This is a genomic window from Gordonia amicalis (genome assembly GCF_022059885.1).
GTDB classification, from domain to species: domain Bacteria; phylum Actinomycetota; class Actinomycetes; order Mycobacteriales; family Mycobacteriaceae; genus Gordonia; species Gordonia amicalis.
This window is the reverse complement of the sequence record NZ_CP091855.1, coordinates 1141432-1154334: the sequence shown is the minus strand read 5'-3', so window position 1 is coordinate 1154334 and position 12903 is coordinate 1141432. Positions and strand designations below refer to the sequence as shown.

Genomic DNA, 12903 nt, shown 5'->3' with positions numbered 1-12903 from the left:
TCCCGTCCTACACCTTCACCGCGTTTATCCGGCCCCTGCACGGGTACCCCTTCTCACCGTGGGCTCGACCCACCCGAACGCAGCCATCACGGAGAGGGAAACGAGTGTCAGACGCAGTCGTGGTGGGCGCCGGACACAACGGGCTCATCTCCGCCATCCGGCTCGCCGACGCCGGATGGGACGTCACCGTCCTCGAGGCAGCGCCCGAGGTGGGCGGGGCGATCAAGAGTGCCGAGCTCACCCCCGGTTACGTGACCGACCTCTTCAGCGCCTTCTATCCCCTCGCCGTCGCCTCCCCGGTGTTCGCCGACCTGGATCTCGAAGCCCACGGCCTGAACTGGAGCAGAGCGCCATTGGCATTCGGACATCCGGCGGGGCCCGAGGACGACGACGCACCGGTCGTCCACCCCGACGCGGCCGACACCGCAGCCCAACTCGCCGCCTTCGACCGACGTGACGGCCAGGCGTGGCTCGATCTCGTCGAGCAGTGGGAAATGCTGCGGCCCGCCATCCTCGACACGTTGTTCGGCTCTTTCCCGCCGGTCCGCGCGGTGTTGTCCCTGCTGCGTTCCGTCGGCACCGCAGAGGCTCTGCGCCTTGCCCGGTTCTTGATCCTGCCCGCCGATCGGATGGTGCGGGAACTGTTCCACAGCGAGAAGTCGGGACTGCTCATCCTGGGCAACGCGCTGCACGCCGACATCCCCCTCCATGCACCCGGCAGCGGAATGATGGGGTACCTGCTGACCATGCTGGGCCAGGACACCGGATATCCGGTCCCGGTGGGTGGTGCGGGTGCGCTGTCTGCCGCACTGCGGCGCCGCGCGGAAAGTGCTGGCGCACAGGTACATTGCGACACCCGGGTGACCGAGATCGAGGTCCGGGGTGGACGTGCGGTAGGTGTCGTCGACAGCGGCGGACGCCGCTGGCGGGCCGACCGGGCAGTTCTCGCCGATGTCTCGGCGCCTGCGCTCTACACGGACCTGCTCTCTCCGGCCGACGTGCCCGGGCGCGTACTCGACGATCTGCAGAAGTTCACCTGGGACACCCCGGTGGTGAAGGTGAACTACGCGATCGACGGGAAGATACCTTGGCGCAGCGCCAATCTCGGCGGCGCGGGTACCGTGCACCTCGGCGCGGACGCGCGCAACATCGCCTACTCCACCGCCGACATCGAGACCGGGAACATACCCGAACACCCCTTCCTGCTCTTCGGTCAGATGACCACGGCCGACGCCGGAAGATCACCCGCCGGCACCGAGAGCGCATGGTCCTACAGCCACCTGCCCCGCGGGGTCACCGACGACGAGGCCGCTCGTCTTCTCGCCGCCCGGATGGACGAAGTACTCGAAGAGCACGCTCCGGGCGTCTCGGACATGACCATCGGCCGCCACGTGCAGACACCGCACGACCTGCAGACCGCAGACGCCAACCTCGTCCACGGGACGGTGAACGGGGGAACGGCACAATTGTTCCAGCAGTTGATCTTCCGTCCATCGCCGAGTCTCGGTGGCGCCACGACACCCGTGGACCGCCTTTATCTCGCGGGATCGGCCGCACATCCCGGCGGCGGGGTACACGGGGCCTGCGGCAACAACGCCGCACGCGCCGCCCTTGCCTCCGACGGTATACGCGGAACGCCGCGAAGAGCGTTGAACCGCACCATCACCAGACACCTCACGAAACCATGGAAACCACAAGGGAACGGAGATCATTCATGAATCGCGTCGAACGCCACACATCCGCAACCCCCGCGCAGGTCTGGTCGGTGTTGTCCGACGGCTGGCTCTACTCCTCCTGGGTGGTGGGCGCATCACGCATCCGCGACGTCGACCCCACCTGGCCGCAGGCGGGAGCGAAGATCCACCACTCGGTGGGCGTCTGGCCCGTGCTGCTCAACGACGAGACGACGTCGGTGGAGTCCAAGGCGGGATTGTTGGAGATGTCCGCAGCCGGCTGGCCGTTCGGTCGCGCCCGCATCCGGATGACGATCGAGAAGGACGGCAACGGCTCCCTGATCGGCATGGAGGAGTTCGTCGAGACGGCCCCGCTGAAGTGGGTTCCGCCGGTGGTCCAGCAGACCGCCATGTCACCCCGACTGAACGAGTGCCTGACTCGACTGGCGATGCTCGCCGAGCGTCAGCCCGGCTGAGAGCCGGGATTCATCCAGTGTTCCCGGCTTACGAGTAGCCCCGCTTTGGGCGAGGAGGCCGGAGCATGCGGAGGGCCGTCACGTAGGGCGGCACACCACCTTGATGGTGTCCAGGGCGTCGTCTGCGGCGTCTGGCAGGTTCATCCCGGCGTTCTTCCCGGTCCGTAGGTACTCGACAACCGGCTCGTTCAGCACCTCGCCGGGTACCACCACCGGGATACCGGGCGGGTACGGTGTGATCTGTTCGGCTGCAATACGTCCCGGAGCCTCGTCGAGGGAGACCGACTCGGTGTCGCCGAAGAAGGCGTCACGGGGGAGCATCCTGTTCTCCAGCTGCAGCTCGTCCGGAGACGGCTGGCGGATCTCCCGAGGAGGATCGAAAGAGTCTGCGGCGGAAGCGAGATCGCGCAGCGCTGTCAGCAACCGATCCGCGGTGTCCTCGTCGTCGGCATGCGAGATGGTCGCGAGAATCCGTCGATGGTCGCTCAATCCGAGGTCGACGCAATGGTGTTCGCGGAGCCAGTCGGCGCATTGATAGCCACTGACCCCCAGCCCGTCCACGTCGATCAGGACCTGCATCTCATCCAGATCATGGCTGGCCTCTTCACGGAGCAGTTCGTCATGCGTCACCGTCAGACCGTCGATCTCGTCGACGCTGCGACGGACGGTGCGCGCCAACTCGAGTCCTCGGCCGAGCACTTCTCGCCCAGACCGCACCATGTATCGACGCCAGCCGTCCAACGCGGCATAGATCGGCACGCTCGGGCTGGTGGTCATCAGCAGGTCCGCGCACCGTGACAGCCGAGAGCGGTCGATCAGGTCGCCCTGGACGTGGAAGACAGACCCCTGCTCGAAGCCCGCGCCCATCTTGTGGACACTGACGACGCAAACATCGGCACCGGCATCCATTGCCCACGTGGGTAGTTCGTCGTGGAACGGCAGGTGCGCGCCCCACGCCTCGTCGACGATCAGTGGCTTGCCGTACTCGTGGCAGACGTCGGCGATGGCCCGGATGTCCGCACACGTGCCATATGGAGTCGGACTCACGATGAGCAGGCCCGACGCCTGGGGATCCGTCTCCCACGCCTTGCGTACCTCCGCGGGCGACGGCGGATGCGTCAGGTGGAGCGTCTCGTCCCATCGCGGACGTAGTCCGGAGAAGATCAGCCCGGCCACGATCGACTTGTGGGCATCCCGGGTGATGAGGAGTTCCCCACCTTCGCCACCGGCCACGGCCATCATCGCGGCCTTCACCGACAGCGAACTGCCGCACGTGGAGAAGAACGCGAGCTCGGCGCCCACCGCGTCCGCCATGAGTTCCTCGGCGTCGGACAGGTAGGCGTTGGTCATCCGCCGGTCGTCGAGACCGCCCGAGGCGAGGACATCCGATTCGAAGGCGGCCCCTCCGATGGTCGAGCGCGTGCGGTCGTCCACGCCACGACCCTGTCGGTGGCCGGGCGGCGTGTAGCCGTACCGGTTCTCGCGGCGGTACCCGTCGAGTGCTTCGAGTAGTGGTGCTCGAGATTGATCCAGAGACATCGTGTCGGGGCTCCGATCGTGTCTTATGACGGAACAGGGGTGCGGGTCAATGGGCTTCGCTCATCTCGCCGCTGTGTGACGACTTCGCGGCGCGGCGTCGCAGGCGTTCTCGATAGCCGTATGTCGCCCTGAGCACGTCGTCGTGACTGTCGGCGCTGGAACCGAGCGCACCGGCGAAGATCCCCATCGACGTCGCCAGCCATGCGAGGTTGACGTAGTTGACCAGCCCGGCCCGGAAGCCGAGTTGCGAGGACAGAAAGGTCTCCTCGATGACGGTCATGGCGGCGACGAGGACCGCGACGAACAGGCCCACGTAGAGGACCACCGCGCTGAAGGCGACGGTGCAGACCGTGGCCGTGTTGTAGAGCCGGGCGCGTGGTCGGTAGGTGTCGGTCGTCCGTTCCCAGAGGCGGTTGTTGACGATCAGCCAGAGCGTTGCCAGGACCATCGACAGTATGGAGATGGCGGCCAGACGCCATGGACTGAGCGCGTTGGCCATCGACCAGATGGTGGAGAAGAAGACACCGAACGACGCCGCCGCGGCAGCGGCCGCCGTCATGCCCGTGAGCGTCGGGATCAGTCGCCACGGCCGGTTGCCGCGCACCATCCCCCCGCCGTCAAACGCATCCGAGGGGTGATACCCGGGGCCACAACATATTCCGTCTCACCATCGCGTTCGACCAGCAGTCCGCGGGACCGCTCGAACGACTCGGTCGAGGAGTCCTTCAGAGAGGACACCACCGTCGCGATGAGGTTGCCGAGCCGCCGGCGGGGGGATGGCCCGAGCGCCGGCAGGGAGATCACCGCGGCCCCACGTTCCCGGTCGAGTTCGGCCAGCACGACACTGTCCCGGGTACGCCGGTCACCGCCGAGACCCCCGCGGACGGTGAACAGGCGAGGCATCTCGGTCACAAACACGACGACTTCGTCCGGGACCCGGTCGGCACCCCAGACGGTCTCCAGATCGCCGCGCGGGGTCATCTGGAGTGTGGTGTCACGGGTGACGGTGACTCCGCGGTAATCCATCCCGAATCGCTCGGCGATCCCGCGAATCCGGTCCTCGCCGTTCGTGATCAACGTCTCGGGCAACCCGTGTTCGGCCACCATTCGCAGACTCGAGATTCTCCTGCCCTCCTGGCGCTCGACGGTTGTTCATCCACCGACGGTCGGTCCGCCGGGGTCAGTCCGGCGGCTCGGGCTCGCCGGCGGCCGGCGACTCGAGGTCCTCCTCGTCGCCCGACGTGGGCTGAGCCTCGTTCTCCTTCTCCGTAGGCTCGTCGACGTGTTCTTCCTCGAGTTCGTCCACCTTGCGGCGGGCGTCGTCGGGGGTCTGGTCCGGTGAACCGGTCTCGGCCGGCTCCATCGGTAGTTCTTCGGACATCTAGGTGTGTTCACCGCCAATCCGTTTCGGGTATCCGGACATGTGCGACTTCCCGGGGTGTTCGGTTTCTAAACACCGGAAATCCGTGAGGACGGCCTCCCACGAGGTGTAGGCCCTTCGTGACGTGGGTATGCCACGAGCATGTCTGACGAAGAGCGCAAGTCCATGGACCCAGCGCCGGAGGAGACACCCGATCTGGAGTCCGGTGGCGGTGTGGCACCCGGCGACACTCCACCCGACACCCCCCAGACGTCGGGGCTCTCGCACGAACAACCCAATCGGACGAAACACTTTCCGGCCGGCGGGGTCGGCGCCTTCCTCGGCGTCGGTCTCCTGGTGATCGCGATGCTCGTCATCATCGTCGGGCTCATCGTGATGGTGCTGTGACGACCTGATCAGGCCCCCGTCGCCAGGTGGGGATCGGCGACGGGCTTGGATTCCGCCGAATTGCGTTGTCGCAGTATGACCGACAATACGACGATCGCGGCCACCGCCACGAATTCGCTCTGCCAGTTCTGCATCGACTCGAACCAGAACTGCGATGTGGTGAGGTACTGCCAGACCGTTACCGCGGCCTCACCGTGTTGCTCCTGCTCGGTGCTGTACGCACGCGCGCCGCCGACGGCGTGCAGGACGAACGAGGCGAGGAACAGCGCGAAAAACGCTATCGACAACGAGTTCTCGTATACCGCGAGAACCCACCCACCGCGGCGGATCGGCCATGGGGCACCGGCCTGGTCCTTCTCCGCGCGAGGGTCCACGTCCTGCGGCGCTTCGGAATCCACGGGTTTGGACTCCGACGAACCCCGTTGATACAGAAAAGCCGTCAACACGACGTACATGCCCATCTGGAGGAACTCGGATTCCCAGTTCTCGAACGTCGCCTCGACGAATTCGCCGGTGCGCAGGTACCCCGACAGCGAGACCGACGCGGCGCCGTGGGACATCTGCTCGGCGTTGAAGGCATGCCAACCGGACACGATCATCCCGAACATGAAGACGAGAAACAGCGCCGAACAGGCCAGGAACAGCCCGTTGTCGCGTAAGACGCGGCGCATCATCAGAACCGGCCCCTCTCCGATCACCGACGCCGGCCGGGCCTCAGCCCAGGGCCGGAGAACGAGGCGAATACCTCAACACCGCACCCACCCCGTCACGCGGGGCGATCCGTTCGTCCACTCGCACCAACTCGGCGCCGATCATGACCGCCGCGAGCGGCAGCGCCTCGTCGGCCAGGAGCGTCCGCTCGGGTGCCAGTCCGAGCTCCGAGAGATTCTCCGGAGTCGGTGCGAGAGTTGCGACCCCACCCGCGTCCGGTCCGCCGTCGACGACCGTCGCGCCGTCGAGGTCACCGATGATCAGCGTTTCGACCTCGCCGTTCCGCAGCGCGCCGCAGACGGCGGTGAGACCTTCGACGGCGAGTGCCGGATCATGACCGAGCCCGGCCTCGAAACGTTCGGCCACATCGGCGATCAGCTCGTTCTGGCGCCGCGCGAATTCTTCGGCGACAGCACGGCGGACGTCGGCGTCGGCCACTCCGCCGCGCCGCGCGCCCAGGTGCAGATCGACGAGTCGCGTGGCCAGCCGCTCGGGAGCCGCGGCGGTCAGATCGGCGGTCGAGGATGTCTCGCCGATGACGAAGACGATCTCGGGGTCGTCGGCGTCGACGATGGCGGTCAGGCGCTCGGCCACCGCCCGGATGTTCTTGCGTCTTTCTTCGTCGCTGCGCTGCTGCGGGTCGCCGTATCCGGGGGACTCGGCACTTGCCGCGTGATGCACCGGATACCCTTCGCCCTCAACGGTTTCGGTCTTCACGGACACCCCACCGGCAGCGAAGACCTCGATGTCGGCCCCGGTGTGGTCGACGGCGGCGACCACGTGGCAGGGCGACGCGGTGCCGTGCTCGATCAGCGGGACCAGATAGGGCACCGGCGAGTAACGGGCCGTCGGGGTCACCGGTGGACGGATGAGCTGCTCGTCGAGGATCACTCCGTCCGGACCGGCGATCACCGCTCGACCACTGACACCGACCGACGGCACCTGGCCGAGGAGGGCGGTGCCGATCGGATCGACGACAGCGGGTTCCGCTCCGGCCGAGATCAGTTCGTCGCGCAATGCGCGCCAACGCAATTCCATCGCGTGCGCGGCATCTTCGGTGTTGTGCGAATCGTCGATGTAGACCGAGGCGAACGGACCTGTCGTGGTCGTCAGCGCTCGAAGTCGGGTCGAGTTCATGCGCGGTCTCCTCACGGGTTGTTCGGGCACGTCGACCCTCTACGGGTGCCCAGCGAGGAGGCCCTCAAACATCCCGGCCCGGCCGCCGGTCGGCGTGCCGGGCAACAGACGGGGGTCAGAGCGTGGCGGCGTCGATCACGAACCGGTAGCGCACGTCCGACGCGACCACGCGGTCGTATGCCTCGTTGATCCGATCGGCCGAGATCACCTCGATCTCCGCACCGATGCCGTGCTCGGCACAGAAGTCGAGCATCTCCTGGGTTTGGGCGATCCCCCCGATCATCGAACCGGAGAAGCTGCGCCGCTTGCCGATCAGCGCACCGGCCGGGACGTCGATCGGATGTTCGGGCAGACCGAGTTCGACGAGGGTGCCGTCGAGGGCGAGCATGCCCAGGTACTTGCCGATCGGCAGGTTCGCGGACACGGTGTTGAGGATCAGGTCGAAGGAGTTGCGCAGGTCGCGGAAGGTCTGCGGATCACTCGTCGCGTGGTAGTGGTCCGCCCCGAGACGCAAGCCGTCCTCCATCTTCTTCAGCGACTGCGACAGCACCGTCACCTCGGCGCCGAGCGCGTGGGCGATCTTGACCCCGACATGTCCGAGGCCACCGAGACCGACGATCGCCACCTTCTTGCCGGGACCCGCACCCCAGTGCCGCAACGGCGAATACAGCGTGATCCCCGCGCACAGCAGCGGAGCCGCCTCGTCGAGCGCGATCCCCTCCGGGATGCGGCAGACATAGTTCTCGTCGACGACGATCGAGGTGCTGTAGCCGCCGTGCGTGGGTTGCCCGTCCCGGCCGAGCGCGTTGTACGTCCCGGTGCTGCCGCGCTCGCAGTACTGCTCCTCACCGAGTCTGCACGGCTCGCATTCACGGCAGGAGTCGACGAAACAGCCCACGCCCACGCGATCCCCGACCGCGTACCGGGTGACGCCCTCACCGACGGCGGAGACCGTACCGGCGATCTCGTGCCCCGGGACCACCGGGAACCGGGTGCCACCCCATTCGTCGCGTGCGGTGTGGATGTCGGAGTGGCAGATCCCGGCGTAGGCGATGGCGATCGCGACGTCGTTCGGGCCGAGGTCGCGCCGTTCGATCGTGGTCGGCTCGAGCGGGCGATCTGCTGCCGGGGCGATGTACGCGTTGACCGTCGTGGGCATGCGGGGGACTCCTAGGGCTGGATGTTCAGGGACTGAAGTGTTCGCGGGCTGATGTGTGTTCGGGGGCTGATGCGTTCGGGGCGACCGATGCGCAGGTGCGCATGGGTCGGCACGTGACAAGTCTGCCGTCGCGCGTGCGTCATCGCCAGAACGGCACGTCGGGAGCCGACGCAGCACGTACGGACACTGGATCGGACTTCAAAGATCGTTACAATGGCCGACGGTGACGATCAACAGCTCGGTCGACGACGGCCGGCGCACGCAGTTGCATCCGGTGTCGCCCATCGCCGAGGTCACGCGATTCGGGGCAACCACCGCCCACGCGGCTGCGGGCCTCGGACGGTTAGTCCTCCACACGGCAGGCGACGCGATTCGCGGTCGCGCGCCCACTGCTGCGCGCGCGGCGCATGAACTGCGGGCCACCTTCGAGCATCTGGGTCCGACCTACGTGAAGCTCGGGCAGCTGATCGCCTCGAGTCCCGGCGTCTTCTCCGACGCCCTCTCCTCGGAGTTCGAGACGCTGCTCGATCGCGTGAAACCGGCCGACCCCGACGAGATGCGTGCACAGTTCGTCGCCGAACTCGGCCGCCCGCCCGAAGAGGTCTTCGCGCAGTTCGATCCGGTGCCGATCGCCTCGGCGTCGATCGCGCAGGTCCACACCGCGACCCTGCACAGCGGCGAAGAAGTGGTCGTCAAGATCCAGCGACCCGGGATTGCCGACCGGCTCGCCCCGGACGTCGCGATCCTCGAACGTCTCGCCGGTCTCGTCGAGGTCTCCGAGTACGGCCGGATGCTCAGCGCGCGCCACGTCGTCGAGGATTTCGCGGCCGGCCTCGATGCCGAACTGGATTTCCGGATCGAGGCGGACACCATGCGGGAATGGTTCGAGTGCCTGCAACCGGGCCCCTTCGGGGATCGTGTCCGCGTCCCGCACGTGTACGACGAGTTCACGACGCCGCGCGTCCTGACCATGGAGCGCATCCACGCGGTCCGGATCGACGACGCCGCCGCGGTTCGGGCGGCCGGTCACGACGGCGTCGCGCTGTGCCGGAACCTGTTGCTGTCGCTCCTCGACTCGGCATTCCACGGCGGCCTCTTCCACGGCGATCTGCACGCCGGCAACGTCCTCGTCGACGAAACCGGGAAGATCGTGTTGATCGACTTCGGCATCGTCGGCCGGTTCACCCCGCGTACGCGCCGGATCCTTCGCCAGCTCGTCGTCGACCTGGTGGTCCGGGCAGACTACGAATCCGCTGGCCGCGCGATCTTCCTGCTGGGCGCCGTCCACAAGCCGGGGTCGACCGTCAAGGGCGCCGAGGACATCAAGAAGGTGACGACCCCGCTGTCGACGACCGATCTCGGTTCGATGTCCTACACCGACCTGGGCCGACAACTCGCCGCCGTGGCCAAGGCCCACGACGCCCGGCTGCCGCGCGAACTGGTTCTCGTCGGCAAACAGCTGCTGTACGTCGAGAAGTACATGAAGCTGTTGGCGCCACGATGGAAGGCCATGTCGGACAAGGAGATCTACGGCTACATGGCCGGCATCCTGAAGGAGGCCGAGCGCGATCGCCGGGCCGACCGTGAACGAATGAGCTGATGCACGGTGGTAAATCGCGGCATGTCGGGCCTACTGACGCGTACGGAGCGCGAATCGACCGCTAGGGTGAGAGCGATTAGCTGCTGATTCACAGGAGTCACACATGAGACGTTTCGTGCCGGCACTGCTGGCATTCTTTGGCGCCGCGTTCATCGCGGCGGCCATCGCCATCCCGCTTTACCTGGTGCCGCAACTGAAGGTGGTGCCGCTGGACCTGGACATCACCTCCGAGGCGACGACGGTGGCGGCCGACGGTTCGACGGGCGACCGGTTCCCGGCCGTCATCTTCGACCGTTGCTCGGTGTCCGAGGACCGTGCCCGCACACTCGAGGCGCACCTCACCCAGCAACGCCGCTCGATCATCACCGAACCGTCGGACAGCCGCCAGGCGAGCCTGCAGTCCGCGCAGACCGTTCTGATCGACCGGCTCCGGGACGCCGACGGTCAGGAGACCGAGCCGAGCGTCGCCGCTGCCGGTGAGACCCGCACCTGCAAGGACGGCTTGCTCACCGCGTCCATCGACCGCGTGTCGGTGAACCGGAAGACCTCGGTTCCCAACGGCGCCGTGAGCTCGCTGCAGCTCGAGGCCGTCCCGCCGGGCGGCAACGTCAACGACGTGTCGGTCACCCTCGACAACCGCACCGGCTTCCAGTACAAGTTCGGCTTCGACGTCCAGAAGCGCGACTACGCGTACTACGACCTGAACACCCGCCAGGACTGCGCGGCCAAGTTCCAGGGCGAGGAGGAGATCGACGGGGTCAAGACGTATCACTTCGCGTGCGACGTCCCCGAGACCGATCTGTCGTCGCTGCCGAACGCCCAGGGTGAGGCCGCTCTCGGCACAATGCTGACCATGCCCGCCAGGTGGTGGGGCATCACCGGCCGCGGCGTCCGCCCGAACGATCCGGTCACCATGCACCGCTACGCGGCGGCGACCCGCCACGTGTGGGTCGAACCCGAGACCGGCACCATCGTCGACGGTCGCGAGGACCAGCACCAGTACTTCAAGTCGCCCGACCAGAGCGAGGCCACTCCGGCGCCGGTTCGTGAATTCCGGATGGACGCGCTCAAGGGCACGTTCAAGTGGGCCGACCAGACCGTCGCCAACCAGGCCGACAAGGCCGGCGGCTACCTGAACCAGCTGAAGGTCGGCGGCACCTGGGTGCCGATCATCCTCGGCGTCATCGGCGCCATCCTGCTGGCCGCCGCGGTCCTGCTGTTCCTCCGCGGACGTCGCGACGACGCCGTCGTGGCCACCGCCGGTCCGGTCGGCGCCCCGCCCGCCGCGGACGACCGCGACACCCGACTGATCAAGCGGGATGTCCCTCCGGCCGGTGCCGCACCGTCAGCGGGTAACCCGTGGGAGCGGCCGACCGAGCAGATCCCGAAGGTCGACGGTGGCGAGCCCCCGGCCGACGATTCGTCGACGCGCACCTTCCGCAAGCAGCCGCCGCCCGAGTAGGGCCCAGCTGCACGGCGACCCCCGCGGGCGCATCCGGTACCCACCGGATGCGCCCGCGGTGTTTTGTCTGTGGCAGGTGCAGCACTACGTGTCGGCCGGCGACACGAACTGCTGAATCTGGCCCTCAGAGGCGCGAGGCTCCTCTGCCCACTTGATGTGCGAGGACCGCGCCACCCCCTCAGGTGCGAGGGCTCGCCACCCCGCCCCTCAGGTGCGAGGGCTCGCCACCCCGCCCCTCAGATGCGAGGACCGCGCCACCCCGCTCCCGTAGCCAGGCAGGGCCACACACACAACACGGGCCGGTGACCCCGAAGGTCACCGGCCCGTGCCGTTGTTGTCTCTATGGAGTTGCGAGACCGTTCACTCGGCTCAGAAGAACGCCGGGCGGAAGGTCTTGGCCCACGACTCCTTGAAGGTGCTCGACCAGTAGTCCCACCAGTGCGCACCGTCCGGGGTGATCCGGGTGGTGAGCTTGACGCCGGGGACGAGCGCCACGCGGCCGACGTACAGCTGGCTGCTGGTCGAGGCGGCGACCTCGAGCGGGATCATCTGCGCGAACTTGACCGGGTCGAAGTTGCCGCTGGTCGGGTTGACCGACGAGTCGTACTTGCTGCCGACGCCGCTGCCGGACGACACGTAGACGTACTTGCCGGCCAGGTTGCCCGCGCTCAGGAACGGATCGTTCTGGAACCAGCTACCCGCCGGGTAGAAGCCCCACATGTTGGTGGGGTTGCCGCCCATCTCGATGACGGAGGCCTGGATGCCCTGGGTGAAGCCCGGCATGGTGACCGTCGGGTAGCCGCTGTAGGACGCGACCGCCTTGTAGAAGTTCGGGTGACGCGACGCGAGGTTGAGCGCCGAGGTGCCCGACATCGACAGGCCGGCGATGCCGTTGCGACGGTTGTCGCTGCCATGGTTTGCGGCCATGTAGCCCGGCAATTCGCGGGTCAGGAAGGTCTCCCACTTGTTGACGCCCAGCTTGGGGTCGGCCGACTGCCAGTCGGTGTAGAAGCTGCCGCCGCCGCCGAACGGGATGGCGACGTTGGTGCCCTTGCCGGCCATGTAGCGGGCGACATCGGTGTTGATCAGCCAGCCGCTGTTGTTGTTGGGGGCGCGGAGTCCGTCGAGGAGGTAGAGCGTCGGCTTCGGTCCGCCGCCACCCGCCGAGACGATGCACACCGGCACGGTCCGGTTCATGGCGTTCGAGCGGACATACTCGACGTTGCAGCCATTGGCTGCGGACGCCGGCGGAGCTGCGACCAGCGTGGCACCTGACACGGCCACGAGAGCCACGAGTCCGGCGACGAGGCGCTTACGGGCGCGAGTCAGCATTCGTCAGTTTTCCTTTGGATCTCGGCCGGAGTCGGCCGCTGTCTGG

The 12903-nt window shown here is 67.3% G+C and carries 11 protein-coding genes and 1 pseudogene; 5 read left to right on the top strand and 7 right to left on the bottom strand.

Annotated features, from left to right (window positions below; genetic code table 11):
- The first annotated feature begins 104 nt into the window (after positions 1–104).
- On the top strand, positions 105–1718 hold the full coding sequence (locus tag IHQ52_RS05275) for a phytoene desaturase family protein (RefSeq protein WP_006436588.1): 1614 nt from the start codon (positions 105–107) through the stop codon (positions 1716–1718).
- Positions 1715–2149, top strand: a complete 435-nt coding sequence (locus tag IHQ52_RS05270) for an SRPBCC family protein (protein WP_006436587.1) — start codon at positions 1715–1717, stop codon at positions 2147–2149. Before IHQ52_RS05275 ends, IHQ52_RS05270 begins: the two co-directional genes overlap by 4 nt.
- 78 nt (positions 2150–2227) lie before the next feature.
- Here the strand turns inward: IHQ52_RS05270 and IHQ52_RS05265 are convergent, their stop codons facing one another.
- The 3 genes and pseudogenes from IHQ52_RS05265 to IHQ52_RS05255 all read right to left on the bottom strand — a co-directional run bounded on the left by IHQ52_RS05265 (position 2228) and on the right by IHQ52_RS05255 (position 5069).
- A complete protein-coding gene (locus IHQ52_RS05265) occupies positions 2228–3682 on the bottom strand; it encodes an aminotransferase class I/II-fold pyridoxal phosphate-dependent enzyme (protein ID WP_096275045.1) in 1455 nt (484 codons plus the stop codon).
- A gap of 52 nt (positions 3683–3734) precedes the next feature.
- Positions 3735–4795: pseudogene (locus IHQ52_RS05260) on the bottom strand (hypothetical protein).
- Between the two features lie 73 nt (positions 4796–4868).
- The gene (locus IHQ52_RS05255) at positions 4869–5069 is read right to left on the bottom strand and encodes a hypothetical protein (RefSeq protein WP_096274820.1); all 201 of its coding nucleotides are present in this window, start codon (positions 5067–5069) and stop codon (positions 4869–4871) included.
- Between the two features lie 141 nt (positions 5070–5210).
- Here IHQ52_RS05255 and IHQ52_RS05250 point away from each other — a divergent pair, with 141 nt between their 5' ends.
- Positions 5211–5456, top strand: a complete 246-nt coding sequence (locus IHQ52_RS05250) for a DUF6480 family protein (RefSeq protein WP_096274821.1) — start codon at positions 5211–5213, stop codon at positions 5454–5456.
- Between the two features lie 8 nt (positions 5457–5464).
- Here the strand turns inward: IHQ52_RS05250 and IHQ52_RS05245 are convergent, their stop codons facing one another.
- From IHQ52_RS05245 to IHQ52_RS05235, 3 genes are all read right to left on the bottom strand, one after another.
- On the bottom strand, positions 5465–6130 hold the full coding sequence (locus tag IHQ52_RS05245) for a DUF6766 family protein (protein WP_096275046.1): 666 nt from the start codon (positions 6128–6130) through the stop codon (positions 5465–5467).
- Positions 6131–6170: 40 nt separating this feature from the next.
- Positions 6171–7304, bottom strand: coding sequence for an Rv2629 family ribosome hibernation factor (locus IHQ52_RS05240; RefSeq protein WP_006436581.1), 1134 nt, complete (start codon positions 7302–7304; stop codon positions 6171–6173).
- 115 nt (positions 7305–7419) lie between these two features.
- The gene (locus IHQ52_RS05235; protein WP_006436580.1) at positions 7420–8463 is read right to left on the bottom strand and encodes an NAD(P)-dependent alcohol dehydrogenase; all 1044 of its coding nucleotides are present in this window, start codon (positions 8461–8463) and stop codon (positions 7420–7422) included.
- A gap of 223 nt (positions 8464–8686) precedes the next feature.
- Between IHQ52_RS05235 and IHQ52_RS05230 the strand changes: the two genes are divergently transcribed.
- Together IHQ52_RS05230 and pgfA are read left to right on the top strand one after the other, a co-directional pair.
- Positions 8687–10063 carry an ABC1 kinase family protein gene (locus tag IHQ52_RS05230; protein ID WP_096274822.1) on the top strand — a complete coding sequence of 459 codons (1377 nt, stop codon included), beginning with the start codon at positions 8687–8689 and terminating at the stop codon, positions 10061–10063.
- A 103-nt stretch (positions 10064–10166) separates the two neighbouring features.
- Positions 10167–11525 (top strand): cell envelope lipid trafficking protein PgfA, encoded by a 1359-nt coding sequence (gene pgfA / locus IHQ52_RS05225; protein ID WP_182155890.1) that lies wholly within the window; start codon positions 10167–10169, stop codon positions 11523–11525.
- 369 nt (positions 11526–11894) lie between these two features.
- Here the strand turns inward: pgfA and IHQ52_RS05220 are convergent, their stop codons facing one another.
- Positions 11895–12857: an alpha/beta hydrolase gene (locus IHQ52_RS05220; protein WP_006436577.1), complete on the bottom strand. Its 963-nt coding sequence runs from the start codon at positions 12855–12857 to the stop codon at positions 11895–11897.
- Positions 12858–12903 lie beyond the last annotated feature (46 nt).

Bases quoted from the DNA above. Each gene is read 5' to 3' on its own strand.
- IHQ52_RS05270 (WP_006436587.1), top strand. From the start codon at position 1,715: ATGAATCGCGTCGAACGCCACACATCCGCAACCCCCGCGCAGGTCTGG.
- IHQ52_RS05255 (WP_096274820.1), bottom strand. From the start codon at position 5,069: ATGTCCGAAGAACTACCGATGGAGCCGGCCGAGACCGGTTCACCGGAC.
- IHQ52_RS05250 (WP_096274821.1), top strand. From the start codon at position 5,211: ATGTCTGACGAAGAGCGCAAGTCCATGGACCCAGCGCCGGAGGAGACA.
- IHQ52_RS05245 (WP_096275046.1), bottom strand. From the start codon at position 6,130: ATGATGCGCCGCGTCTTACGCGACAACGGGCTGTTCCTGGCCTGTTCG.
- IHQ52_RS05240 (WP_006436581.1), bottom strand. From the start codon at position 7,304: ATGAACTCGACCCGACTTCGAGCGCTGACGACCACGACAGGTCCGTTC.
- IHQ52_RS05235 (WP_006436580.1), bottom strand. From the start codon at position 8,463: ATGCCCACGACGGTCAACGCGTACATCGCCCCGGCAGCAGATCGCCCG.
- pgfA (WP_182155890.1), top strand. From the start codon at position 10,167: ATGAGACGTTTCGTGCCGGCACTGCTGGCATTCTTTGGCGCCGCGTTC.
- IHQ52_RS05220 (WP_006436577.1), bottom strand. From the start codon at position 12,857: ATGCTGACTCGCGCCCGTAAGCGCCTCGTCGCCGGACTCGTGGCTCTC.